General features: G+C 60.2%; 27 protein-coding genes and 1 pseudogene. 1 reads left to right on the top strand and 27 read right to left on the bottom strand.

Annotated features, from left to right (window positions below):
• Positions 1-300: 300 nt before the first annotated feature.
• The 22 genes and pseudogenes from AC1RKH_RS06340 to AC1RKH_RS06235 all read right to left on the bottom strand — a co-directional run bounded on the left by AC1RKH_RS06340 (position 301) and on the right by AC1RKH_RS06235 (position 20,079).
• Positions 301-552 carry a bacteriocin immunity protein gene (locus AC1RKH_RS06340; protein ID WP_493062022.1) on the bottom strand — a complete coding sequence of 84 codons (252 nt, stop codon included), beginning with the start codon at positions 550-552 and terminating at the stop codon, positions 301-303.
• 14 nt (positions 553-566) lie between these two features.
• Positions 567-1,511 (bottom strand): annotated as a pseudogene (locus tag AC1RKH_RS06335) (S-type pyocin domain-containing protein); the annotation flags it as partial.
• A gap of 249 nt (positions 1,512-1,760) precedes the next feature.
• Positions 1,761-2,987 carry a beta-ketoacyl-ACP synthase gene (locus AC1RKH_RS06330; protein WP_493062023.1) on the bottom strand — a complete coding sequence of 409 codons (1,227 nt, stop codon included), beginning with the start codon at positions 2,985-2,987 and terminating at the stop codon, positions 1,761-1,763.
• Positions 2,987-3,715, bottom strand: coding sequence for a 3-oxoacyl-ACP reductase FabG (fabG, locus tag AC1RKH_RS06325; protein WP_493062024.1), 729 nt, complete (start codon positions 3,713-3,715; stop codon positions 2,987-2,989). Before fabG ends, AC1RKH_RS06330 begins: the two co-directional genes overlap by 1 nt.
• A complete protein-coding gene (locus AC1RKH_RS06320) occupies positions 3,712-4,188 on the bottom strand; it encodes a hotdog family protein (protein ID WP_493062025.1) in 477 nt (158 codons plus the stop codon). Before AC1RKH_RS06320 ends, fabG begins: the two co-directional genes overlap by 4 nt.
• Positions 4,185-5,381, bottom strand: coding sequence for a beta-ketoacyl-[acyl-carrier-protein] synthase family protein (locus tag AC1RKH_RS06315; RefSeq protein WP_493062026.1), 1,197 nt, complete (start codon positions 5,379-5,381; stop codon positions 4,185-4,187). Before AC1RKH_RS06315 ends, AC1RKH_RS06320 begins: the two co-directional genes overlap by 4 nt.
• Positions 5,378-5,863 (bottom strand): hypothetical protein, encoded by a 486-nt coding sequence (locus AC1RKH_RS06310; protein ID WP_493062027.1) that lies wholly within the window; start codon positions 5,861-5,863, stop codon positions 5,378-5,380. Before AC1RKH_RS06310 ends, AC1RKH_RS06315 begins: the two co-directional genes overlap by 4 nt.
• Positions 5,860-6,603, bottom strand: coding sequence for a class I SAM-dependent methyltransferase (locus AC1RKH_RS06305; RefSeq protein WP_493062028.1), 744 nt, complete (start codon positions 6,601-6,603; stop codon positions 5,860-5,862). The genes AC1RKH_RS06310 and AC1RKH_RS06305 overlap by 4 nt, the downstream gene beginning before the upstream one ends.
• Positions 6,600-7,847, bottom strand: coding sequence for an NAD(P)/FAD-dependent oxidoreductase (locus AC1RKH_RS06300; RefSeq protein ID WP_493062029.1), 1,248 nt, complete (start codon positions 7,845-7,847; stop codon positions 6,600-6,602). Before AC1RKH_RS06300 ends, AC1RKH_RS06305 begins: the two co-directional genes overlap by 4 nt.
• Positions 7,834-8,994 carry a cation:proton antiporter gene (locus AC1RKH_RS06295; RefSeq protein WP_493062030.1) on the bottom strand — a complete coding sequence of 387 codons (1,161 nt, stop codon included), beginning with the start codon at positions 8,992-8,994 and terminating at the stop codon, positions 7,834-7,836. The genes AC1RKH_RS06300 and AC1RKH_RS06295 overlap by 14 nt, the downstream gene beginning before the upstream one ends.
• Positions 8,991-11,330, bottom strand: coding sequence for an MMPL family transporter (locus AC1RKH_RS06290; RefSeq protein WP_493062031.1), 2,340 nt, complete (start codon positions 11,328-11,330; stop codon positions 8,991-8,993). The genes AC1RKH_RS06295 and AC1RKH_RS06290 overlap by 4 nt, the downstream gene beginning before the upstream one ends.
• Complete coding sequence (locus AC1RKH_RS06285; protein ID WP_493062248.1) at positions 11,314-11,892, bottom strand: outer membrane lipoprotein carrier protein LolA; 579 nt, start codon at positions 11,890-11,892, stop codon at positions 11,314-11,316. Before AC1RKH_RS06285 ends, AC1RKH_RS06290 begins: the two co-directional genes overlap by 17 nt.
• Before the next feature lie 188 nt (positions 11,893-12,080).
• On the bottom strand, positions 12,081-12,506 hold the full coding sequence (locus AC1RKH_RS06280; protein ID WP_493062032.1) for an acyl-CoA thioesterase: 426 nt from the start codon (positions 12,504-12,506) through the stop codon (positions 12,081-12,083).
• On the bottom strand, positions 12,499-14,043 hold the full coding sequence (locus AC1RKH_RS06275; protein ID WP_493062033.1) for an HAL/PAL/TAL family ammonia-lyase: 1,545 nt from the start codon (positions 14,041-14,043) through the stop codon (positions 12,499-12,501). Before AC1RKH_RS06275 ends, AC1RKH_RS06280 begins: the two co-directional genes overlap by 8 nt.
• The gene (locus AC1RKH_RS06270; RefSeq protein ID WP_493062034.1) at positions 14,024-14,971 is read right to left on the bottom strand and encodes a lysophospholipid acyltransferase family protein; all 948 of its coding nucleotides are present in this window, start codon (positions 14,969-14,971) and stop codon (positions 14,024-14,026) included. The genes AC1RKH_RS06275 and AC1RKH_RS06270 overlap by 20 nt, the downstream gene beginning before the upstream one ends.
• On the bottom strand, positions 14,968-15,702 hold the full coding sequence (locus tag AC1RKH_RS06265) for a glycosyltransferase family 2 protein (protein WP_493062035.1): 735 nt from the start codon (positions 15,700-15,702) through the stop codon (positions 14,968-14,970). Before AC1RKH_RS06265 ends, AC1RKH_RS06270 begins: the two co-directional genes overlap by 4 nt.
• 149 nt (positions 15,703-15,851) lie before the next feature.
• A complete protein-coding gene (locus AC1RKH_RS06260; RefSeq protein WP_493062036.1) occupies positions 15,852-17,531 on the bottom strand; it encodes an ApeI family dehydratase in 1,680 nt (559 codons plus the stop codon).
• Positions 17,528-18,073 carry a COG4648 family protein gene (locus tag AC1RKH_RS06255; protein ID WP_493062037.1) on the bottom strand — a complete coding sequence of 182 codons (546 nt, stop codon included), beginning with the start codon at positions 18,071-18,073 and terminating at the stop codon, positions 17,528-17,530. The genes AC1RKH_RS06260 and AC1RKH_RS06255 overlap by 4 nt, the downstream gene beginning before the upstream one ends.
• Positions 18,070-18,324 carry an acyl carrier protein gene (locus tag AC1RKH_RS06250; RefSeq protein WP_123423883.1) on the bottom strand — a complete coding sequence of 85 codons (255 nt, stop codon included), beginning with the start codon at positions 18,322-18,324 and terminating at the stop codon, positions 18,070-18,072. Before AC1RKH_RS06250 ends, AC1RKH_RS06255 begins: the two co-directional genes overlap by 4 nt.
• A 9-nt stretch (positions 18,325-18,333) precedes the next feature.
• The gene (locus AC1RKH_RS06245; RefSeq protein ID WP_123423882.1) at positions 18,334-18,594 is read right to left on the bottom strand and encodes a phosphopantetheine-binding protein; all 261 of its coding nucleotides are present in this window, start codon (positions 18,592-18,594) and stop codon (positions 18,334-18,336) included.
• Positions 18,575-19,384 carry a lysophospholipid acyltransferase family protein gene (locus tag AC1RKH_RS06240; RefSeq protein ID WP_493062038.1) on the bottom strand — a complete coding sequence of 270 codons (810 nt, stop codon included), beginning with the start codon at positions 19,382-19,384 and terminating at the stop codon, positions 18,575-18,577. Before AC1RKH_RS06240 ends, AC1RKH_RS06245 begins: the two co-directional genes overlap by 20 nt.
• Complete coding sequence (locus tag AC1RKH_RS06235) at positions 19,360-20,079, bottom strand: beta-ketoacyl synthase chain length factor (protein WP_493062039.1); 720 nt, start codon at positions 20,077-20,079, stop codon at positions 19,360-19,362. Before AC1RKH_RS06235 ends, AC1RKH_RS06240 begins: the two co-directional genes overlap by 25 nt.
• A 360-nt stretch (positions 20,080-20,439) precedes the next feature.
• Between AC1RKH_RS06235 and AC1RKH_RS06230 the strand changes: the two genes are divergently transcribed.
• Positions 20,440-21,210, top strand: coding sequence for a ParA family protein (locus AC1RKH_RS06230; RefSeq protein ID WP_123423879.1), 771 nt, complete (start codon positions 20,440-20,442; stop codon positions 21,208-21,210).
• Positions 21,211-21,353: 143 nt separating this feature from the next.
• Here the strand turns inward: AC1RKH_RS06230 and trxC are convergent, their stop codons facing one another.
• The 5 genes from trxC to AC1RKH_RS06205 all read right to left on the bottom strand — a co-directional run bounded on the left by trxC (position 21,354) and on the right by AC1RKH_RS06205 (position 24,583).
• Positions 21,354-21,788 (bottom strand): thioredoxin TrxC, encoded by a 435-nt coding sequence (trxC, locus tag AC1RKH_RS06225; protein WP_493062040.1) that lies wholly within the window; start codon positions 21,786-21,788, stop codon positions 21,354-21,356.
• Positions 21,789-21,900: 112 nt separating this feature from the next.
• Entirely contained in the window at positions 21,901-22,173 is a 273-nt protein-coding gene (locus AC1RKH_RS06220) for a hypothetical protein (protein ID WP_493062041.1), read from the bottom strand.
• Between the two features lie 35 nt (positions 22,174-22,208).
• Entirely contained in the window at positions 22,209-22,535 is a 327-nt protein-coding gene (locus AC1RKH_RS06215) for a DUF6124 family protein (protein ID WP_493062042.1), read from the bottom strand.
• 571 nt (positions 22,536-23,106) lie between these two features.
• Positions 23,107-24,081, bottom strand: a complete 975-nt coding sequence (locus AC1RKH_RS06210; RefSeq protein WP_493062043.1) for a tetratricopeptide repeat protein — start codon at positions 24,079-24,081, stop codon at positions 23,107-23,109.
• Between the two features lie 97 nt (positions 24,082-24,178).
• Complete coding sequence (locus tag AC1RKH_RS06205) at positions 24,179-24,583, bottom strand: Imm50 family immunity protein (protein WP_493062044.1); 405 nt, start codon at positions 24,581-24,583, stop codon at positions 24,179-24,181.
• Between the last annotated feature and the right edge of the window lie 2 nt (positions 24,584-24,585).

The following is a 24,585-nucleotide window of genomic DNA, read 5'->3' as shown; positions in this document are numbered from 1 at the left end:
TGGGACGATTCCGAAATGACGTGCTCCGTTTTCCGTTTGTGTCATTTCTTTGCTGGGGGTACATGAAAAGATCGCAGCCTGCGGCAGCTCCTACAGGGGTCGCGTCGTACACACGATCTTTTGATCTTGATGTGGCGCTTACGACCAGCGCCGAAAGATCAGCGACGTGTTTGACGCCACCGAAAGCGCAGTTGCTGTTCATCACGTACTGGCAGCTCATCTGGCGGAACTCGCCGCGCAGATAAATCCGGCGGGTTGTCGTGATTGATTGCGCCGTCAGGGAGGTTGCAGCTCTTGGGATCACTCGTCTTTGAATCCTGGCAGCCCCTGAGCAGCACGCCATTTCTTCACTGTCTGTGTTATTCCTTCAGCTGATTCATCAGCACCGTCTTCGGGGTAGAAGATTAGGTCTGACCCAGCTGGATGTTCACTCATTTTTTCAAAATGGAACACGAGCGCATCTACTTCCTTCTCCGTTCCATCGTGGCTGATGATGCTCTGAAGCAAAGCCACGAATTCGCTTTCCGTGTAGTCACTGAATTCGTTTTTCATGGTTTTTGCCGATCTTCCTTCCGGGCGCTAAGCACGATGTAAATCGGCGCAAGCCCTGCATCCGCAGGAAACCAGATGATTGCATCCTGATACTCAGGCGGATGCTGCGGGTTCACCAATACTTTGTTGGCCTGCTCAGTCGGCGGATACACCCACACAGTCGGCAATTTCGGGGCGCCTTCGAGCGGGGGAATGCCGAGTACATCATCAGGATTCGCCGCTGGGGTCCAGGTCAGGCCAATCCCGTTGCCGATATCGGCAACAAACTTCTCGCCTTCTTGAGTGGCCTTGATGACCGGGACAAATTCCCAGTCTTTTTTCCCGCCCGTGTAGAAGCCGTAAGCGCTGACGGAACCGTCCGGCAATGTCTTCACGTTGATGCGGACACGGGTTCGGCCCGTATCCAGCATTGCGTACTGCTCTTTTTTGTAGAAGGCGCTGTCGGGCGAAAGGCTGGTGTTCGGCATCAGTAGTGCAACGGTGCCAGCCGCTGCAGCAGCTGCCACAACCGTTGAGCCTGACAGCAGAACGAGTGCAAGAGAACCGCCGAGACGTTGGGCAATGGCGCCGCCCGTTGCCGAACCACCGACCAGTTTCAGGGGTATCCCTTCGGCGGTGATGGCTGCCCCGGTGCCAAGCACCGCCCACAAGCCGTAGCTAGCCAGTTTCTCGAGGGGGACAAACCCGGAGGGGTTGTTGTGATTGATGACGCCGTCTGGGAGGTTGCAGCTTTTGGCGAATACGCAGCCCTTGAGTTGCGAATCGGGCCTTGTTTCGAGCGCACCCTGCTGTTTTTTTAAATGCGTCTCCGAGCGGGTGTTGGCGCCCAGCTCGTTTTTTTCGTTTTTGGCGAATGCCGCTGCACCGGCCTCCTGGAAGGCCTGGGGCTCTTCCTTGGTGGGGAGTCGCCTTGGGGCGGGCAGAAAGTCCGGGGTTTCCGGGAAACCGAGCTTTTTCATTAGCGCTTCTTGTTCGTCCTTGGGCAATCCCGGCCTCAGGCTGGGGCAGCATTGACCCTACCGAGAAGCTCAAGCTGTGGCTGTGGGACGATTCCGAAATGCGGTGCTCCGTTTTCCGTTTGTGTCATTTTTTTGCAGGGGGAAATGAAAAGATCGCAGCCTTCGGCAGCTCCTACGGGGGATCGCGTTGTACACACGATCGTTGTAGGAGCTGCCGCAGGCTGCGATCTTTTGATCTTGATGGGGTGCTTACGACCAGCGCCGAAAGATCAGCGAAGTATTAACCCCACCAAAAGCGAAGTTGTTATTCATCACGTACTGGCAGCTCATCTGGCGGAACTCGCCGCGCAGGTAGTCCAGTTCGCCGCAGCGTGGGTCGACGTTGTCGAGGTTGAAGGTGTGGGCGTACTCGTCTCTGTTCATCATTTCGATGCTAAACCAGGACTCCAGTGCTCCGCAGGCACCCAGGGTGTGACCGAGAAAGCTCTTCTGCGAGCTGATCGGCATGCGGCTGCCGAACAGGCTGTGGGTGGCCAGGGTTTCGGCGATGTCGCCTTGCTCGGTGGCGGTGCCATGACCGTTCACATAGCCGATGGCCGAGGGCTCCAGACCTGCGTCTTCCAGCGCCAGCTCCATGGCCCGACGCATGGTGGTCTGCTCTGGACGGGTGGCGTGCTGGCCGTCGGCGTTACTGCCAAAACCAACGATTTCAGCGTGAATGTGCGCACCACGGGCCAGAGCGTGTTCGAGTTCTTCGAGCACCAGCATGCCGCCGCCTTCACCGATCACCAAACCATCGCGATCACTGTCGTAAGGCCGTGGGCTGGTGTGCGGGGCGTCGTTTTTCAGGCTGGTGGCGTAGAGCGCGTCGAACACCATGGCTTCGGTCGGGCACAGCTCTTCGGCGCCGCCGGCGAGCATCAACGGCAGGCGGCCGAACTTGATCGCCTCGTAGGCATAACCGACGCCCTGGCTGCCACTGGTGCAGGCGCTGGAAGTCGGGATCAGGCGCCCGGTGAGGCCAAAGAAAATACTGATATTGGCCGCTGTGGTGTGCGGCATCATTCGCACGTAGGAGTTGGCGTTCAGGCCTTCAGCCACTGAATTGAGCAGCATCTTGCCGAAGGCTTTGATTTCGTCGGTGCTGCCGGTGGACGAGCCGCAGGACACGCCCATGCGGCCGTCCTTGATCGACTCGTTACCGAGCAGTCCGGCATCAGCCAGCGCCCGTTCTGCCGCGCCAACCGCCAGCCGGGAAACCCGGCCCATGCTGCGCAACTGCTTGCGGGTCCAGTGGCTCGGGACGACGAAGTCATCGATGGGGCCGGCCAGGCGCGTGTTCAGCTCGGTGAAGCGATCCCACTCATCCATGCGCCGGATGCCACTGCGGTTGGCCTTGAAGTTAGCGCAGATGGTCTCCCAGTCGCTGCCCAGCGAGGTGATGCCGGCCATGCCGGTGACGACGACGCGCTTCATCAACACAGGCCTCCGTTGACGGCCAGAACCTGTCGAGTGATGTAGCCTGCTTCGGCGGACATCAGGAAATTCACGGCGCTGGCCACTTCTTCAGGGGTGCCCATGCGTTGTGCGGGGATCATTTTCAGCAGTTCTTCCACGGGTACGTTTTCGTCGAGCATCGCGGTGTCGATCAGACCCGGAGCAACGCAGTTGACGGTGATTTTGCGTTTGCCCAGTTCGATCGCCAGGGCCTTGGCGGCGCCGATCAACCCGGCCTTGGAGGCGCTGTAGTTGACCTGTCCACGGTTGCCGATCAACCCGGAAACCGAAGTGATGCACACGATCCGTCCGGCGGCGCGCCGACGAATCATCGGCATCATGACCGGGTGCAACACGTTATAGAAACCGTCGAGGTTGGTGCGCATCACCACGTCCCAGTCGTCCTCGCTCAGGGCCGGAAAAGCACCGTCGCGCGTCAGACCGGCGTTGAGCACCACACCGTAATAGGCGCCGTGGGTTTCCACGTCGGCTTCGAGATGTACCTTGCAGCTGGCGCGATCCGATACGTCGAATTGCAGGATACGCGCACGGCGTCCCAAGGCTTCGACTTCGGCCTGCACAGCCTCGGCGTCGCTGCGGCCGCTGCGGCAATGCAGCACCAGATCGAAGCCGGCCTGGGCCAGACGCAGGGCGATGGCGCGGCCGATACCGCGGCTGGAACCGGTGACCAGTACGGATTCAGTCATGACTGGGCTCCATTAGCTTTTGAAGAAGGGGATTCGTGTAGATATTGAGCTGCCTTAGGCGGGCAGAACACATTCAGCCGGGCCATGGCATGAATGCCGGGGGCTGTCAGGTGACACTCGAAGACACCCATGCCGTTGTCGTCTTCGAGCGAACGCAGGGCGTGAATCGTCAGCTCGCAGCCGACTGGAAAGTGTTCCACATTGCATTCGAAATTACGCGTACCGAGCAGGAAGCCCAGCTCAACTGCATTGCCTTGCGTGCGTGCGCGACAGCCGGCATACGCGGCCACGCTTTGCGCCATCAGTTCGATACCGACCCAGGCCGGCAAACTGCCGTCGGGCCGGTTGAACAGGCCACCGGGCTTGACGGTGAGGCGGGTGTGAATCTGTTCTTCGTCGAACGACAGCACTTGATCGATAAGGATCATGTCGCCCGCGTGGGGCAGCAGTTCGGCGAGAGGCCAATCAATCATTCGGCGTCTCCGATAATCAGGCTGACGTTGTTGCCACCAAAGGCAAAGGAGTTGCTCATCAGGCAGCGTGCAGCGCTTTGTTCCAGGCGATTTGCGGTGGTCACAAAATTCAGCGCTGGCAGTTGCGGGTCGGGCTGGCCGTCCCAGACGTGGGGCGGCAGCGCGTGTCGGGTATTTTCGTTGCTCAGGCTCAACCAGCAGAACGCCGCTTCCAGTGCCCCGGCCGCGCCGAGGGTGTGGCCGGTCATGGGTTTGGTCGACGAGCAGGGCACGCCCGCCGGGAACAGCGTGTTGACTGCCAGGCTTTCCATGGCGTCGTTGTGTTGGGTGGCGGTGCCGTGCAGGTTCAGGTAGTTGATCCGCTCAGGCGCCAAGCCGGCGCTGCTCAGGGCTTTGTTCATCGCTTGCAGGGCGCCGCGGCCGCTGGGTTCCGGGGCGGAAATATGGTGCGCATCGGAGCTGGCGCCGCTGCCCAGCAGGGCAATCGGTTGGCTGGCGCCGAGGTTTTTGCTCATCAAGAAAAGTACCGCCGCTTCGCCTATGTTGATCCCGTTGCGATTGACCGAAAACGGATTGCAGCGCTGTTCGGATACTGCATCCAGCGCTGAGAAACCGTTGAGGGTCAGTTTGCACAAACTGTCGACGCCGCCGCACAGCACGACATCACACATGTCCAGATCGAGCAATCGCCGGGCACTCAGCAAGGCGCGGGCGCTGGAGGTGCAGGCCGTGGAAATCACATAGGCCGGACCGCTCAGCTGCAGCCAGTCGGCAAGGAAGTTCGCCGGCGCGCTGAGTTCCTGTTGCTGATAGTCGTAGTCAGGCGGGAACTGATTCTCGCGGATGTAATGAGCAATCCCGCGACTGCCTTCGTCGATCCCCGAGGTGCTGGTGCCCAGGACGATGCCGATGCGTCCACGGCCACAGGTTTGAATCGCTTGATCGATGTCTTCGCGAATTTGCAGCGCGGCTTCCAGCAATAGTTGATTGTTGCGGGTGCGGTGCTGGCTCAGCTCGGCCGGGATCGTGGCCAACTCACCGTGTACCGCCGCGACTGGCAGTGAACGCTCAGGCACCCAGTGGGCCTCGACGCGTATCCCCGAACAGTCGCCGGCAAACAGCTTGCGGGCGACTTCGTGTTTGTTGCGCCCCAGGCTGCAGATCAGCCCGAGGGCGTTCAGGTAGGCCGTCATGGTGCAGTCTCGGCGGTTAGCGGGGTGACGTGATAGTTCAGCTGTTCGGGCAGTGTCAGGACGAAGTCCGACGGGGTTCGATACAGCACCTGCCAGTGCGGCGCCAGCGAGCGTAAAGCGGCGTGACGTCGGGCGGCGGGATAATTATCGAGCAATTGCGCCTCTGGTGTCAGGGCGAACAATAACGCCGCAAATAACTGACGCGCTTCCGGATTGGGCGGTAGCAAGCCGTCGGCCTGCCATTGGTTGTCGACCAGACGCTGGCGAGCCACGGGAATGCCCAGTGGGTCCATCAGCGACCAGCGAATGCCGGCACCTTCGCGCTGGATCACCAGCAACCAGTCCTGGCGCTGATCGACCCGTTGCCGTTCGACATGCAATTGCAGCGGCAAGGCCAGCGTCGGGTTGCGCTCGGGCAGCGGCGGCTGGCTGGCGCAAGCGCTCAGCAGCAGGGCACAGCACACGAGCAGGAGGCGAATCATCGGCACTGACCTTCGAGCGGTTTACGGGCAACCACGTTGACCAGGGTTTCTTCCCGTTGGCCAACCGGTTTCGGGCGGCGCAGTCCAAAGCGTTCGAGCAGACCGAAATCCTTCGCGCGACTCCACCATAGATAAGGGTAGGACACGTTTTGCGGGCTGAATTCAAAACCCTGCTGACGAATCATCTGCAAATATCCGTCGGCACTCTTTTGCACGTGCATCGGGTGGCGGAACAACCAGCGAATCACCCACGTGTCGATGTAGGCCTCGGTGGATTCGGCAAACATCAGATAGCCGCCTGGCTTAAGCACCCGATAGAACTCGGCGAGGGCTTGCTCCTGCTCCACCAGGTGGTGGAAGGTCTGATGGCAGAACAGCAGGTCGACGCTCGCGTCCGGTACCTTGAGGGTCGCGCAGTCGCTGCCGATCAGTTCGACGTTGATGTTCTGGCGCTGAGCCTCTTCGCCGCTGAGCGTCAGGCTGTGCGGGTCGGCGTCCAGACCGATCAGGCGTTGCGGGGCAAACACCTGATGCAAGTACTGGAACGACTTGCCCTGACCGCAGCCGGCGTCCAGCAGCACGGGATGGCTGGGCAGCCCTTCACTGAACAGCGTGCGCAGGTCGTTGATTGCCACCCGCAGTACGTGGTGCTGCCAGGTGAAGCTGCGCAGAAACCAGAAACCGAAGCGGGTTTCTTCGACGTAACTGTCGCTGAGGTATTGTTGTTCGGTGCCGCTCACGTTGCATCACTCGCGCAAATATCCGACAGCATGCGCAACCGGCGCTTGGGCTCGCTGACGAACGGATTGCGTTCGTCCCAGGCGTAACCGGCGAGGATCGCGCTGATCATCCGACGGATTTCCGGTGCGCCACCCTGGTGGTAGATCACATCCTGGAAGGTCCCGGCGTACCAGCCTTCGACGTAGCAGCGGAAAGTGTCGACGCCACGCTTCAGCGGCTCGGCAAACTCGCGCTGCCAGTCCACGCTTTCGCCTTGCAGCTGTCGATGCAGAACGCCGGCGGCCATGCTCGCCGAACGCATGGCGATGGTCACGCCGGAGGAAAATACCGGGTCGAGGAATTCTGCGGCGTTGCCGAGTAAGGCGAAGCCTGGGCCGTGCAAGGTTTTGACGTTGGCCGAGTAGCCGCCGATGGTCCGCGCCGGTGTGTCCCAATGGGCGTTTTTCAGCACCTTGGCCAAGCTCGGGGTTTCGGCGATGAAACCGCGCAGGCAGGCGTCAAGATCGTCGCCGCGGCCTTCGAAGTGTTCGGCCGCGGCAACCACGCCCACCGAGCAGCGACCCTGGCTGAACGGGATGGTCCAGAACCAGATGTCGCGGTGGGTCGGGTGGGTGGTGATGAGGATCTTTTCACGGTCGAAGTGCGGGCCGTCGATGTGGTCTTCGATGTGGGTGAACACTGCCTGGCGCAGCGGAAAGTTCGACGGTGCTTCAAGGTCGAGCAGGCGCGGCAAGACGCGGCCGTAGCCGCTGGCATCGAGCACGAAGTCGGCTTCGAGACGGTATTCGCTGCCGTCTTCGCGGCGAGCGCCGAGCTGGGGTTTGGCCAATTCGAAGTTGGCACTGGTGATCGTCTCGCCGTAACGGATCTCCACGCCTTGCAGCGCCGCCTGATCGGCCAGCAGTTTGTCGAAGTCAGCGCGCTGAACCTGAAAGGTGGTCGGCTTGCCGTTGCTGAAGGTATCGCCGAAATCGAAGGTGCTGTAACGCTCGCCCCAGGCAAATGCCGCGCCGTTTTTCAGCTGAAAACCGGCGGCTTGCACCGCTTCGAGCATGCCGGCTTCTTCGACGAAATCCAGGCAGTGCGAGAGCAGGCTTTCGCCGATGGAAAACCGTGGAAAATGCTGGCGCTCGATGATCAGCACATCATGGCCGTTACGCTTGAGCAAGGCGGCAGCGATGGCACCCGATGGGCCGGCACCGATAACGATGACCTGGCGACGTTCCGTATCAACTGTTGGCACTGGAGCTCCTGGCCGGGGCGGCGACCTGTGAGGGAATTCGGCGCATACCGGCGAGTGCCGGCAGCAGCGTTGCGATCAAACCCATCAGCATCAGCGCAAAATACAGCGCCGGGCTGATCAGCTGTTGTTGCAGCAGCAGGTTGAGAAAGACGATCTCGCTTAAGCCGCGAATGTTCAGCAGCAGGCTTTCGCGCCAGCGGCTGGCGCCGGCAAACGACGCGCCGGCCCAACCGAGGCCCAGCCAGTTACCCAGCAGTTTGCTGACGATGGGGAACACCAGCAGCGCACCGAGTTGTGCCCAGCTGAGGCTGTCCATGGCGCTGTGCACGTTGATCTGCACAATGCCGAAGGTCAGGATCAGCGGAATCGCGATGCCGTTCTGCAGGCGGCTCATCCAGGCTGCCGATAACGGTAGCACCAGCGGTAGCTTGAAAGCAGCCATGCACAACAGATAACCGATGCCGAAAATCAGCGCATTGAGTTTGAAGTGTTCCGCCACCACCAGCAGCGCGAAGAAGCCCAGGCTGTGCAGCAGCGGCTGACGCAACCCGAACGCACGCAGCAGCAACGGCAGGCAGGCGCCGGTCAGCGGCAGCAACAGGCTGCTCAGGTGCAGGCTGCCTTGGGCGAAGGCGAACAGGCTCCAGCAGGTCAAGTCGATGAGGATCGCGGTCTGCACCAGTCGGCGGGTAGCGGCCGGTGGATAGTTGATGTGCCGCAGGTACAGATACAGCACCGGAATCGCCGTGATCGCGAACAACAGGCCGACCGCCAGCGAACTCAACCATGGCTGATCCGGCAGCAACCAAATGGCCGTCGCCAGACCGCAGATGAACGGAATGCTGAAACTCGGCAGAGCGATTTTCAGGCTCTGGCGATCCAGTTTCAGGTCGATCACGTCGCTGAGGATATGCCCCAGCAGCAGTGCGAAACTCAGGCTGTAGAGGTTTTTCAGCCAGCCCGGCGAGACAAGCTCGGCGCCGCTCAACTGCCAGTACGGCTCAATCCAGAAATACATCAGCAGCGGCAGGCCGAAGGTCGCCAGCAGTAACTGGCTGACAATCGGGATCAAACCGAAATGACGCCCGACGCGAGTCGCCACCGCGAACAGCGCCAGGGCCAGCAGCCAGAACAGCGCGATCATCATGCTGCCGGCTCCGCAATTGGCGCGGCGTGCGCCGAAGGTTTGGCCCACGGCGCGAGGATGAAACTGAAGGCCAGCCCGAGGCTCACCGAAAGACCGAAGTTGCTCACCGCTGGTGTGCTGGAAATCGCCAGCAGACCAAACGACAGCCACGTGGTCGCTGCCGCCAGCAGCGTGCCGAGCAGGCTCACGGCGGCACCGCCGATCTGCTCGCGCATGAGGATCGCGTAATCGACACTGATTGCCGTCACCAGCAGCAGCCCGAACACGCTGAACAGTGTCAGCGGTTGCCCCAGCCAACCGAGGCTGGCGAGGCTGCACAATGCCGCCAGTAATGGCAGCGCGACGAGCCGCAGGGCGCCGCCAAAACCGAAGGGCAGAATCAGCAGCAGCACAATCAACGCGCAGGACATCAGTTTCAATTCAGCGGCGCTGATCTGGGTGGCGGCGAAGACTTTATTCAGGTCGTCCAGACGATCCACCAACTGCACACCCGGCAAGTCCAGCGCCTGTACCCGCAGCAACGCGGCATCGTTCAAGCCTTGCAGGCTGACCATCGCCGCCACGCCGTCATCCGAGGCGCCCAGCCATAGCGGGCGCCATGGCTCGGCCAAGGGGCCGACCAGCGCTGCGTCGATGTCTTCGACCGGCAATGCCTGCAACTGCGCCAATTCGGCTTGCAGTGCGGTGACCGGGATACCGAGATCAAGCAACGGTTGCCAGAATGCCGGGAGTTTATTCAGGGCGTCGCGGACCTGTTGCTGCTCGGAAGGCAGGCTGACCAGTTGACTCAGCGCCAGGTAGCCTTTGAGTTTGTCCAGGTTGACCAACTGATCCAGCCGTTCGCTGAGGGCTTTCTGGCGTTCGAACAGTTGCTGCTGATTGGCCGCGCGCACCAGGAAAAACTGGCTGGTGGGTTGATAGCCAGTGATCCGCGCAATGGTCTGCGCTTCGTCCATCAACTGCGGCGGTGCACTGACCCACTGACGGATGTCGTTTTTGCTGGTCAGGTGCCACAGGCCGCCGGCACAAAAGGCCAGGACCAACACCAGCAGGACCGAACTGCGTACGCGCTTGAGCAGCGCTTCACGCACGCTCACTAAAAACTCGGCAACCCGCAAGGGCCACTGAGCTGGCCGTAGATCCGTACCCTTGAGCAGCGCCGGCAACAAGCAAACCGCCGACAGGTACGCGCCGAGCAAACCGGCGGCAGAGAACACGGCAATCTGGGTCAGCGCCGGGAACGGAGTCCAGGCCAGTGCCAGATAACCGATGCAACTGGTGGCCAGGCTCAGGGTCAATCCCGGTAAGGTCAGGCGCAGAGCGGGCCAGCTGTGCCAGGGTTTCAGGCTCCAGCTCTTGGACAGGTAATGCAGCGGGTAATCGACTGCGACGCCGATCAGGCTTGACCCCAGCACCAGGGTCATCACGTGCATATGGCCAAACAGCGCGACGCAGGCCACCGAGCCAAACAGCATGCCGACCAGAACGGGAACGAAGGCCAGCAACACCCGAAGCCTGCGGAACGCCAACAACAGCAGCAACAGGATGCCGGCGGTTGCACCACCGCCGACCCAGGTGATCTCGCGGCTCGCTTGCTGTTGACCGTTGGCGGCATACAGCAGGCCGCTGGCGGCGAGTAATTGCACATCGGCCTGCGCCGCTTCTTCGCGGCTGTGCTTGAGCAGCTCGGCGACTTTCAGTGGCAGGCGCATGTCGAATGCGTTGCCGCTGGTGCGGGCTCGCAGCAATACCCAGCTTTTGCCGTCGGCATCGGCGACCAATGCGCCGCTGCCAATGTCCAGTTGCACTGAGCCATGCTGCGGCTGGCTGTTTTGAATACGTCCGGTCAGACCCAGCCAGTCATCCTGGCTCGGCACCAGGCTGAAACCGGTAAAGGGATCGAACAGCGCTTGTACGCGTTGCTGGATGAAGGCTTGCGGCTGCTCGATCAGCTGTTGCCGATCGGCTGCCGAGAGCATCGCCAGCCGACCTTGCAGCAGTTGCGTGCGCAGCGCCGGCAGGTCGGCTTGCAGGTTCCATTGGACCTTTTCGAAGACGCCGCTGGCCAGCCACTGTTCGCCGAGTTTTTGCGTCATGGCGATGGCTTGCTGGCGATCGGCGTGGCCGACCAGCACCAGCATTTCGCGGTTCAGCGGCTCCTGCATGCGCTGTTCGGCCTTGAGCTCCAGCGCATCCGGCGCGGTGCCCGGCACCAGATCCATCAGGTTGGCCGACAGCGGTGCGCCGTCGTGCCACTGCCAGCCGGCGAGTGCGAGCACCGCCACCAGCAGGGTCAAGAATAGCCGTGGGAGCATCCGTTCACTCGGCAAAGTCATGTTGCTCCGCATCGCTCAGTGGGTTGGCGCTGGTGGTGTCCTGCATGCGCAAAACGGTGCTGTCGCCCTGGGTTTCCAGTAACTCGATGCGCTGCACCAGTTCGCCGCCGTCGATGTTGATCTGATTGAACACTTGCTTGAGCAGCATCGAACGCGGGGTCAGCGTGAGCTTCCAGTGCTGCGCTTCACCGCTCAGCGAAAGCTCGAAATCCCGTTGCAGGCCGCTGCTGTCACCTTGCAGTACCGCGAGGAAGATGCGGTTCTGCTCGGCACCGGCGCTTTTGCCCGGCAGCATTTGCCAGCCGCTGCTGTCACGCCGTGCAATGCCCTTGGCGCTGATCCGATAATCCTGTTGTAGCGGCGTCTTGAGCAACCACAGCAAACCGTGATCCCTGGCCAGCACGAACGTGCCCTTGCTGGTCAGCGGTTGCGGCAGGGCACGCAGGTGTTTTTCCTGAATGAAGTTGCCGTGGATCACGCTAGGCTTGGCCAGTTGATCGCTCAGTTGTTGCAGGTCGAAGGCGTTTGCCAGCGATGAAAAGCCGAGCAGCGCTACCAGCATCACCACAACTTTGTAGCAACTACGTGTGGCGAGGGAGCTTGCTCCCGCTGGAGTGCGCAGCGCTCCCCAACCCAGGCGACGGCATTCCACCGGGGGGATCGAGTCGTCAGATTTACGGGTGCTGCGCGCCCGAGCGGGAGCAAGCTCCCTCGCCACAGTGCCGCCATCAAGTCGATTGCTGCTGGAGGTCATGGCAACATCCTCTCGACCGCATCGACGAACACCTTCGGCGACGCCAGCTGCATCTCGCGGTTGGCGACGTGTACGGCGACTTGCACCGAGCTTGCGCGGGTCAGGCGTTCACCGGTGGCGAGATCGCTGATCAGGTAGCTGATCTTCAGGCGGTTTTCCCATTCCACCAGGCTGGCGCGGACGTTGAGTGTCTGGCCGAAAACCGCGCCGCGCACGTAACGCAGTTGCAAGTCGATCACCGGCCACGCGTAGCCGGACTCCAGCATGGCGGTGTAGTTGTGGCCGAGCATGTCGAGCAAGGCACAGCGGGCGACTTCCAGGTACTTCACGTAATGGCCGTGCCAGACCACGTTCATGGAGTCGACGTCAAAGAACGGCACGAGGATTTGCGTATCGGCGTGAAGCACTCCCTTGCTACGCATGCAGCCTCCAGTGTTGTTCGGCAATGCGTTGCAGACACAGACGCAGTTCACCTTCCAGGGCGCGGTCCTCGATGACCGGCGCGAAATCCTTGGCTAGCTCTTCGTGCATCGCTGCCAGCGCTGGCGGCAATGGTCGGGCGTCTTCTGCCTGGTTGCGCAACCAGACCCCTTGATTGGCCGCCAGCAGGGTCGCGGCGGCAACTTGTTCGGTCAGCTCCAGCACGCGGATCGCATCGCGGGCGGCGATGGTGCCCATGCTGACTTTGTCCTGGTTGTGGCATTCGGTGGAGCGCGAGAACACGCTGGCCGGCATGGTGTTTTTCAGCGCTTCGGCGGTCCAGGCGCTGGTGCCGATCTGCACCGCCTTGAAGCCGTGGTTGAGCATCGCGCGCTCGGCGCTGGCGCCCGACAGGTTGCTTGGCAAACCATGGTTGTAGCGTTCGTCCACCAGCAGCGCGAGCTGACGGTCGAGCAGGTCGGCAACGTTGGCCACGAGGTTTTTCAGGCTGTCCATGGCGAAGGCGATATGCCCGCCGTAGAAATGCCCGCCGTGCAGCACGCGCTCGGCTTCGGCGTCGATGATCGGGTTGTCGTTGGCGCTGTTGAGTTCGATCTCGATGAACGAACGCAGCCAGTTCAGGCTGTCGGCCAACACGCCGAGCACATGCGGTGCGCAACGCAGCGAATAGCGGTCTTGCAGGCGATGCAGCGGTGCGGTCGGCGCGTCGATCGCCAGATCCTTGCGCAACCACGCGGCCACCTGCATCTGGCCCGGATGCGGCTTGGTGGCGAACAGGCGCTCGTCGAAGTGCTCAGGGTTGCCTTGCAGGGCGACCACGTTCAGCGCGGTGATGCGCGTGGCCAGTTGCAGCAGGTAGTCGGCCCGGGCGAAGGCCAGGCAGGCGAGACCGGTCATTACCGCGGTGCCGTTCATCAGCGCCAGGGCTTCCTTGGGCCGCAGCACCAGTGGCTCCCAGCCGAGTTCGCGGTGCACATCGGCGGCCTGCCGGCGTTCGCCCTTGAACAGCACTTCGCGTTCGCCGGACAAGGTCGCGGCCACGTAGGACAGCGGCGTCAGATCACCGCTGGCGCCCACCGAACCCTCTTCCGGGATTAGCGGCAGAATGTCGTGTTCGAGGAACGCGTGCAGGCGTTCCAGCAGTTCCACGCGAACCCCGGACACGCCGTGGCACAGCGACTGCAAACGCGCTGCGAGGACCGCGCGGGTGGCCTGGGCGTCGAGCAGTTTGCCCAAGCCGCAACCGTGAAAGGTATACAGATGACGCGGCAGCGCTTCGACGTGATGCAACGGCACCGCGACCACGCAGGAATCGCCGTAACCGGTGGTCACGCCGTAGATCACGCCTTCCTTGTCCAGCAACGAATCGAGAAACCGCGCGCCCTTGGCGATGCGCTCACGGTATTCGCTGTCGTTTTGCAGTTGCACGGGCGCCTGACGGTTGGCCAGGGCCAGCACGTCTTCGATGCGCAAAGGGAGTTCGCCGAAGGTTACCGGCTCAAGCAGATGCGTCGTCATCGGTCTTCCAGAATGGGTAAAAGTTGAACCATTGTTGGGGCGCCTCAAGGCAGCACTGGCCGAGGCGTTCGGCGTAGCGCGTGGCCCAGTGGTGAATCACTTGCTCGCGGTCGCTGCGCTTCCACACTACCGCGTCGGTGAAGGGCTCGATGATCAGCCGATAGTCGCCGGTTTGTTTCTTCAGGCACAGCAGAAAATTGACCGGACACTTCAACAATCCGGCCAGCAGCCACGGACCTTGGGGAAACGCGGCCGGATGACCGAGGAAGTCCACCGTCACGCTACGCCCGCCATGCAGCGGTACGCGGTCGCCGGCAATCGCCAGCCACTCGCCACGCTCCAGACGCTGGCTCAGTTGCAGCATGATCACCGGGTCCAGTTCGCTGACCTGGATCAGCCGTAGATTGGTCGCGCCGGCTTCACCCAACAGTCGATTGAAACGCTCGGCGTGCTTGGTGTGCACCAGCACGTTCATGGTGACCCTTTCACCGAGTTCGGCGAGGGCCCGGCAGACTTCGAGGTTGCCCAGGTGGGCGCCGACCAGCATCTGCCCGCGTTCGCCGCGCAACTGATTGCGCAACAGTGCCGGGTCGATGATTTCGATCTGTTCGATGCTCAGCTTGCCGTTCCACACGTCGAGCTTGTCGAGCATGGAATCGGCGAAGGCCATGAACTGGCCGAATACTCGCCAATGGGTCGGGCGCAGTTCGTTGCGACCGCTCCAGTCGGCGAGGCGCTGCTGGTAGTGCCAGGCGCTGTGGCGGGCGCTGCGACCAAACAGGAAAAAGTATAAAACGATGCCGTACAGCAGCGGGCTCAACAGCCGACGCCCCAGCACTTTTGCGCAGAACGCGGTGAATTTCATCAGCCAAAAGCTGCCGCGTTCCTTGTGATCGGCCCAGTGTTCGTTGTCTGCGTGGATGCTCATGCTCGCCACCGTCGCCAGAGGATTGCTGGCGCCCGTAGCAACATGCCGAAGAACTGGCGGGTGTGCATGCTCGTAATCAGCGCATTGTCGCGCAGCAGACGAAAATGCGAGACGCCATCCAGGGGGTAGTGAACCTTTGTGTGCACCCAGTGCATCGGCTGATTGCGCCAGGCCAGGCGCACAATGATGTCGGTGTCGAAGTCCATGCGTTGGCCGATCTTCACCGAGTTGATGAGCGCCAGCGTCGGCGGCAATGGATAGAGGCGAAAACCGCACATGGAATCACGGATCTGCAACGAAAGAGTGTTGATCCAGACCATGACGTGAGTCAGGTAGCGGGCGTACAAACGGCCCTTCGGCACGCTGGCGTCGTAGAGCGGATAGCCGCAGATCAATGCGCCGGGATGGGCGCGCGACTGCTCGATAAAGGTCTCGACATCACTCAGATCATGCTGACCATCGGCGTCCACCTGCAAGGCGTGGCTGAAGCCCAGGCGCGAGGCTTCGCGAAACCCGGTCATGACCGCACCGCCCTTGCCCTGATTGACGGCGAGCTTGATCAGGAAAACCTGATCGCGCTGGGCCAGTTGCTCAAGCACCGCCGCACAGGCCGGGCTGCTGGCGTCATCCACCAGAATGCACGGCAGGTGGCAGGCGAGCAGCGCGTCGACCACGTTGGTGACGGCGGTTTCGTGGTTGTAGACCGGAATCACGGCGCAGGGGTTATGCATGTTGGCGTACACCTGAAGGACCTGGGTGCCTGCATCGCGAGCAAGCTCGCTCCCACATTGAATCGTAGTCAGCCCCCCATTTTATAGCCGGCACAACTCTAGTGTGGGAGCGAGCTTGCTCGCGATCGAGTGCAAAGCACTCGCCAAGATTAAACATGCGCAGTCTCCAGCAATATCCGCCCACTGGAACACGTGGCCGTCTCATTGCGGTAGGTGAAATACAACTTGCTACGTTGCGGGTCGAAGCGCAAGTGCAGTTGGACTTCATCGCCGGGGCGTACCAGTTGCTGAAATTTCAGCACTTCCATACCGGCGAATTTTGTCGGCAGATGCATCAGTCGCTGGCCCAGATCCAGTGCCCACTCGACTTGAACTACCCCCGGTAATACGGGGGTTTGCGGGAAGTGGCCGCTGAAGTAAGCGAGGTCCGGCGGCACCGCCAGTTGCAGGTTCCACTCACCGTCCACTTCGACCTGTTCCAGCAGCTGTGGCGCCTTTGGGCGGGGCGCCAGCAGCAAGGCTTCAACCTCGGCTTGCGGCAGTTTGCCTTGGGCGTTCAGCGGCAGTTGCCGCAGCAACCGCCAGCGGCGCGGCAGGGCCAGGGTTTCACAATGTTGGCTCAAGTGCTGGCGCAGTTCCTGGGTCAGCGTGCGCCGCCCCTGGTTGCGTAGCGCATGCAGACCTTGTTCGCTCAGCACCAGCAAGGCGCCCAGCGACGCACGGTTTTCCTGAACCACGCCCAGGCGCGCTTCGGCGACCCAGTCGTGGGTCATCAGCGCCTGTTCCAGCATGGGCAACGAGATGCGTTTTTCTTCCAGCTTGACGATCCGGTCCAGTCGTCCGAGCAGCTCGAAACGGCCGTCGGCGGCGATTCGCGCGGCGTCGGCGGTGTGTTCAATGTGGTCGGCCGGCAAGTACGGTGAGGCGATGAGCAGGGCGCCGTCGCTGTCCTGGCTCAGCACCACATCGGCGAAGGGTTGCCAGAGATCGTGGCCCTGACGCCAGGCAATGCCGCCGGTTTCCGAGCTGCCGAGAATCTCCGTCGGCCATTGTTGCAGGCGTTCGTGCAAGCTTTGCGCAGCCTCGGCCGGCAAGGCGCCGCCGGAGGAAAACACCCGGCGGACCGCGCTCAAGGCCGGCCAGTCGAGGTTATCGCCCATGCGCTTGAGCAACGCCGGGCTGGCGACCCAGGCGAAGGTCGGATGTTCGCGGCTGGCGCGCTGCAAGTCTTCCGGGAAAGCCAACTGCCTGCGTACGAACGGACGACCGGCACACAGCGGCCACAGCACCCGGAACAGCAATCCGTAGATGTGCTGGGTGCCGACGCTGCCGATGATGCAAGCGTTGGCCAGGTCCGCGCCCCATAACTGCTCCAGCGCCTGAACTTCATTCGCCAGTTGCCGCAGGGTTTTCTCGATGCGCTTGGGTTCGCCGCTGGAGCCGGAGGTGCACAGGCTCAGGTGACAGTGATCGAGGTCCAGTTCGGCTGCGGCCAGCGGCGCCTGTTGGAAGTCTGCCAGGTGCGCGTCGTCAGCCAGATCGGTCAGCCACAGGTCGACTGCCGTCGACCAGCGCAGGCGAGTCTGGGGTTGCAGGTCGGCGGGCAGCAGTACGCTGACCCCGGCACGCCAGGCGCCGAGCAGGGCAATGGCCAGTTCAGCGGCGTCTTCCAGGTGCACGGCGATGCGCGTTACACCTTGCGCTTGCAGACCGGCGGCGAGGCGCAGGGCCTGCTCACGCAGGTCGGCGTGATTGAGCGCCGGACCGGCCGTGACGGCGCGCTCAGGTAGTGCCTTGAGCAACAGTTGCTCAAGTTTTATCCAATTCATGGGTGGCCTCGTACCCGTTGTCGTATGAGCCATTCAATGGCAAACAGCAAACCCATTAACCCGTAGGAGATCAGGCCGGTGTACAACATCCACCAACTCAGCGGCGCCCAGAGGGTCAGGGCGGCCGCGAGCAAACCGTTACAGAGGAAAAACACACTCCAGGCGATCGTCACCTGGCGGGTATAAACAATTGCCTTGTCCGGCAGATGCGGTTCGCGCAAACGCGCCAGCCGCTCGATCATCGGTTGCCCGAACTTGAGGCTCAGGCCAAACAGCGCCAGCATGAAACCGCTCATCAACACCGGGTACCAGCGCAGCAACAATGGGCTATCGAACAACGCCAGCAGCAGGCAAAAAGCAATGGCAACCACCGCCATCCAGACGCTGCCCGGACGCCGCTCGCCCAGCAGTGCACGGGCCAGCCACAATCCGCCCAGCAGCAGACCAAACTGCCATGGGGCGAAATGTTCCATGCCGAAATACACCGCAAAGGGGTACAGCAGGCCCGCGAGCAGCAGGCCGAGGCCGATCACTCGGCTCATGCGGCCGGTTGAACCAGACGGTAGACCGCCTCGACCACGTCGCCGACAGTACGCACCGATTTGAATTCCTCGGCGGCGATTTTCTTGCCGGTCTGGCGTTTGATGTGATCGATCAGATCGACCGCGTCGATGCTGTCGATTTCCAGGTCCTGATACAGGTTGGAGTCCAGGTTCACGCGTTCGGGTTCCAGCTCAAAGAGTTCGACCAAGGCATCGCGCAGGGTGTTGAAGATGTCGTCACGAGTTTGCATGGTCCGGTCTCAAGCTGCCTGTTTTGCAGTGACGAACGCCGCAAGGCTCGTCACGTTGGTGAAGTGACCGCGGGTGTCATTGGCTTCGGCATCAATCTTGATACCGTACTTTTTCTGAATCGCCAGGCCGAGCTCCAGAGCGTCGACCGAGTCCAGACCCAGGCCTTCGCCGAACAAAGTCTGCTCGTCGCCGATGTCTTGCACACCGATGTCTTCGAGGCCCAGGGCTTCGATGATCAGCAGTTTTATTTCACGCTTCAGATCGCTCATCTTCGGCGAGCTCCTTAATAAAGTAATGGTGAAAATAATCGTTGAGTTTGCGCGAGGCCTGAGGGGGTGAGCCGAGCGCTGCGAAGGCTTGTGGATCTATATCGGCCCCTACACGGAAACTGAAGTGCACACGACGTTTTGGGATCCGATACCAAGGCTCGGCCTTGGTCAGGGTTGTCGGGCTGACCTTGATGATCACCGGGGTGACGATTCTCGCACCGCGAAGGGCGATTGCCGCAGCGCCCCGATGAAAGGCCGGCGGTTGGCCGGGTTGGGTGCGGGTGCCTTCGGGAAAGATGATCAGGGTCTGGTCGCTTTTCAGTGCATCGGCGGCTGCATCGAGCATGTCCATGCTGCCGTCGTTGCTGATGTACCCGGTGCGGCGTAGCGGACCGCGAGTGAAGGGGTTCTCCCAGAGGCTCTTCTTGACCACGCAGTTGGCGTGGGGCACCAGACCGATCAGGAACACGACATCGATCAACGAGGGATGATTGGCGATGATCATCTGCCCCGGGCGACCGAGTTTGTCCGCGCCCTGGATGTCGTAGGTCAGCACACCCGAGCGGGCCATGAACCGGACAAAAAACCAGAATATCCGGCTGACGATATGTCGCACACGTTGCCGATGGGTCTGGGCATCGCCCGGCAGGCAACTCAATAGCGGTAAAACTACCAATCGCAGGCACAGCGCGCCCAACCCGAAGAGGGTAAAGCTCACGGCGGTAGCCAGCAGACGCCAGTAGTAAGCGTCGCGGTTTTTAGCGGTTACAGGTTGCGTTGCCAGGTCCATACACGATTTTTCCAGGCATGTTGGCAGGTGGTCTGCTGGCCGAGCAGCATGCGCAACAGATTCAGCGCATGGGGCCAATGGGGTTTGGACAACGCATCCGAGGTGCTGTTCAAGGACAGCTGCCACTGATTTCCGGGTGTGATCAACAGGCCGACCGCGTACGGAAACGGCACATCGTCGATCCAGGCTGAGTAGGCTTGCGGCGGTTGCTCTTCGGTGATCACCAGCAATACCGCAGGCGCGCCTTCCTCAAGCAGCGCCGCAGCCTCCAGCATGCCGTGTTCAAAGCCATCGCCGGCTGCGGCGAGAGCGGTCATTTCGCTGGTTTCGCCACGCATGATCGACCACAGTCCGATGACAGCGTTGTGCACCGACAGGCTGAACTGGGTCGGCGACAGCGGCTGATCGGCTGCCAGATCGTTGAGAATCTCGAAGGTACGCGGGGTTTCGCCGTGACGAGAAATAAAGACCAACGGTAGCTGTTCGCGACCCTCGGCCAATGGCCAGCCGACACTAAAGGCCATCCGCGCCAGACGGCTGAGTCGCCGGCGCTGCATGGCCGGCAGAAACGATACGTCGGGGGCGGCATCGCTGCTCTCAAGCACGACCGGTTGTCGGCTCCAGGCTTGCCAATCGTCCACGCTCTCGAGCCCAGGGGCCCAAGCGCGCCATTGGGCGATATTGAATTTGATCACTGAAAATTCATCCCGCCCCTGCGGGCTTCCTTGACGCGGTGAGTCGATTGACTGGCGACTGACCCGGCATGACGCTACGGCCGAGCGGCGCGCATTATCCCGGTGCAGCAGGCTTGTAGCAAATACTGGCTCCATTTTGTTCGGCGCGCCATGTCGTTTATCGACTAAAAAAGCTGTCGTTTGGCCATTATTCAGTTTTTTGCAGACGTGTCTGCCAGATGATTCATCGATAGAGGAGCGAAGCAGGTTGGTTTTTTGCCGAGATTGCAGCTGACTGTGTAGTCCGATTGCCAACGAGGTAGCTAAGCAGCGGTGTCGGCTACTACACTCGGTCATTCTTTGATACACGGAGGTTTTGACATGCGGCGCGTGGTGTTCAATCAGAAAGGTGGCGTGGGCAAATCCAGTATTGCCTGCAATCTGGCGGCGGTCAGCGCCAGCGAGGGCTATCGCACGCTGCTGGTGGATCTCGATGCCCAGGCCAACTCCACTCAGTATCTGACGGGGCTGACGGGCAACGACATCCCGATGGGCATCGCCGACTTCTTCAAGCAGACCCTGTCGTCCGGGCCGTTCTCGAAGAAAAATCAGGTCGACATCTACGAAACCCCGTTCGACAACCTGCACGTGGTTACCGCCACCGCAGAGCTTGCCGACCTGCAGCCCAAGCTTGAGGCCAAACACAAGATCAACAAGCTGCGCAAACTGCTCGACGAACTGGCCGAAGACTACGACCGGATCTACCTCGACACCCCGCCAGCATTGAACTTCTACGCGGTTTCAGCGTTGATTGCCGCCGATCGCGTGCTGATTCCCTTCGACTGCGACAGCTTCTCCCGTCAGGCGTTGTACGGTCTGCTGGCAGAAATCGAAGAGTTGAAGGAAGACCACAACGAAGACCTGCAAGTCGAAGGCATCGTGGTCAACCAGTTCCAGGCCCGCGCGAGCCTGCCGCAGCAGATGCTCGACGAACTGATCGCCGAAGGCCTGCCGGTGCTACCGGTGTACCTGGGCAGCTCGGTGCGCATGCGCGAATCCCACCAGGCCAACATGCCGCTGATCCACCTCGACCCCCGGCACAAACTGACCCAGCAATTTGTAGAACTGCACAACCTGCTGGAAAACACCTGACTCCTACAGACAACACAACACCCATGTGGGAGCGAGCCTGCTCGCGATGAGGCCATCACATTCAACAATGATGTTGGCTATCAGGCCGCTATCGCGAGCAGGCTCGCTCCCACATTAGGTTCAGGGTGGTTTTGAGATCGTCGTCAGATCCCCTGACTACGCAACCAACTCATCAACTGCGGCAACGGAAACGCCCCGCTCTGACGCGCCACTTCCCGGCCGTTCTTGAACAGAATCAAACTCGGAATCGAGCGAATCCCCAACTGTGCCGACAACTGCTGATTCGCCTCGCTGTCCAGCTTGGCCAACCGACACTTGCCCGCCAACTGCCCCGCCGCCTGCTCGAACACCGGCGCAAACGACTTGCACGGCCCACACCAGTCCGCCCACACATCCACCAGCAACGGCAGATCACCCTTGATCTGACTGGCGTAATCGGCTTGCTTCAATTCAAAGGGTTTGTTCAGCAGGACTTCGGATTTGCAGCGACCGCACTTGGGGTTATCGCCCAGACGTTCGGCGGGGATGCGGTTGAGGCCGTTGCAGTGGGGGCAGGGGATGAGCAGGGGTTCAGACATGAAGGGGCTCCGGAAATTGGGCAATGAAACCAATCTGGAGCCGAGGCCTTGGATTATCAAGGTGTAAGGGCGAGAGCAAAAAAATGGGCGGCCCCAAGGTCGCCCATATTCATTACGCCAAAACCTGCGCCCGCAAGCGTCGCCCGATGACGTCCAGCAAGTCGCAGCCGTCGCGCAGCGAAATGACCAGCGCCTGCGCAACCTCGTGCAGAACGCTGGCGTCACCCTGGATGTCGTCGCGCAGGGCGAAGGTTTCCAGCAGTTGGGTGGCGCTGCGGATGCGGAAGGCCGCTGTTTCGTGCAGCACGTCGAGCGGGGCTTCGGTGTCGATCAGCAGGGAAGGGACGTTGCAGTCCAGGCCGGTGATGGGCATGTATCGAGACATGGGGAACACTCCATTCGATAAAACAGCGCGGCCCATCAATGGACGGCGGACGGATTGAGCCGGCTGCCCGCCGAGTCGGGCCGGTCGAGGTTCTCCAGTGCTCTGTTCACCAGCAGCTCGCCCAGTACGATCATCTGCTGAATACCCAGCGCCACACTGCGGTGCGCGCCTTCGAGTTCAAAGGCCAGGTCGGTGGTCATCGCGTTGAGCGAGGCCAGGGTTTCGCTGGCGTGGACCAGCAGGGTTTCAGTGTCGATGTTGGGGGTAACGGTGAAGATGGGGCTGGGACGTTGGGTCGGGTTTGGGGTGTCGAGGGGATCGGTGGCGGTGAGGCTGAGTGGTTTGAGGGTGATCTTTTTCATGGTGAAGCTCCCTGAGCTATGGAGCCGCATAGCGGCATTTACATGCCTTGATACTGTTCAGTCTGTCAAAACTGGTCGCTGATTATGTGGCGACTTGTGAAGACTATCTGCGTGGTCGATTTGGGACAAGTTCACCTAAGGCGCTACAGCGTGCGGGAAATGTCCTAGGACTTGGACTAGGACGGTTTATGCAATGGTGACAACCATATCTCGCATTGATCAACTTTTTCATCGTCAGTCATTGCATGAGAGCTCTTCTTGTCGATTTCTTCGAATTTGTTTGGCGCCATTTCACGATAAAATATTAACCAGCTGTCTCTTCCTTCGTGTTCGATCATGTAGGTGTTTTCATTTCTTTTGACAGTAATCGACCAAGAGGAGAAAAAATTTGGGTGGTCGGTGAATAATATTACGGTAAAGCCACAGCGTGTGGATGCCTCATACAGCTCGCTTTGTTTCATTTGTGCGAAACTCTAGTCTTTAGGGGAGACCATGTTTTGGCCATTAAGGGACAGTCCACGTTTGTGGTTGAGTATCACGCTTAAGGTAACGTCCTCTGTCCCTTTCTGATTCAAAGCTTCTGAAGCTCCTCTTCAGCCTGGGGGGCTCCTCGATCAATGGCCTTGATCATCCAGTATTTCGCCTTGGCTTTGCTCTTTGGTAGACCGCCTCGTCCTGTCGCGTACATTTTCCCCAGTGCAAGCTGTGCTTTACCTAATTGAGCTTCGGCGGCTTGTTGGTAGAGCTGGGCGGCCTTGTGTTCGTTGCGAGTGGTGCCAATTCCATGCTCCAGCATCCGTCCCATTCTGTATTGGGAAAACTCATTGCCTTGCGCTGCTGATTTGCTGTACCAGGCAAAAGCCTCCTTGTCATCACGGCTGACACCTCGTCCCTCGGCGATCATATCGGCGAGGTTGAGCTGCCCATAGGAATCGCCAGCTTCCGCAGCCTTTCGGTACCACTGAACAGCTACAGCATTATCTTCGGGTACCTCTTTACCTTCTTCGTAGATACCACCTAACAGCATGTATGCCGACACATCGCCCTGCGCCGCTGCCTGGTTGTAATACTGCAACGCCTTGTTCATGTCCTTGAGATTATGTATCGATCGACCGCCCCGATGGTAAATCTGGGCCAGGCTGAACTGGGCTGCAGCGTTCCCTTGTTCAATGGCTTTCAGGTACCAGTAAACGCCCTCATCTTCGCCCTCAACCGTCCGATTACCTACCAGTTCGTTTCCTAGCTCGGCTTGCGCTTCGGCATTGCCTTGCTCGGCGGCTTTGCGGAACCATTCTTCAGGCATGCCCGGAGACCAGCTTTCAACCACACCGCAAAGGTTCTGGTTGATAGCGCGACCGAACTCCAGTTGAGCCTCTACCACGCCATTGACGGCTTGTTCATGCAACCGTTCGGAGTTGGGCGTGCACGCCCCTGTTTTCATCGCCGCATACATCTCGCGGGGCTCTAGAGCCCAGGCGTTGCAGGTGACAAAAAAAGCAGCAACCATCGCACCGACGGATTTGCACAGTGGTGTATTGAGATTCAAACAATGACTTCCTTGTGTTTTGAATTTGGTTGTTTACTGCGCAAAAAAATAGAAAGGTGGTGTGGGGAATGTTTTATTATGAACTCTATGGAGGTGCTTATACGAGTTTGTGATCTAAAGTGTTTATATATGCTGAAGGTCCGCATAGTAGTGGGAATTTGGTTGTGAACTCGATCAGCGAATCATTATTTGACGCGTGAATTTTGAAGAGGTTTTCTTTTTGTGTGATTTTTATATTTAGTTTTTCCTTTGTTGGTACGTTCTTTATTATTAGTTCGCTAATGTCACCACAGTTTAGGCCAATGCGACACGTGTTGAAGCCGGATTTTTTCCATTTTTCTGGAGGTGTGTCCGGATATTCTGGAATGTCAAACTCCAGTATTATAGTTGGTCTGCTGTTGTCGATGTTTATTGTGAATAGCTCAATGCTTCCAATGGCTACAGGGGCCGTGAAAATCTTGTTAAAGAATGTGCTTCCATCGAGCTCGTTCCAAGAATTCATTT

This window comes from Pseudomonas sp. GW822-FHT06B12, assembly GCF_058799675.1.
This window is presented reverse-complemented; position numbering and strand designations above follow the sequence as displayed.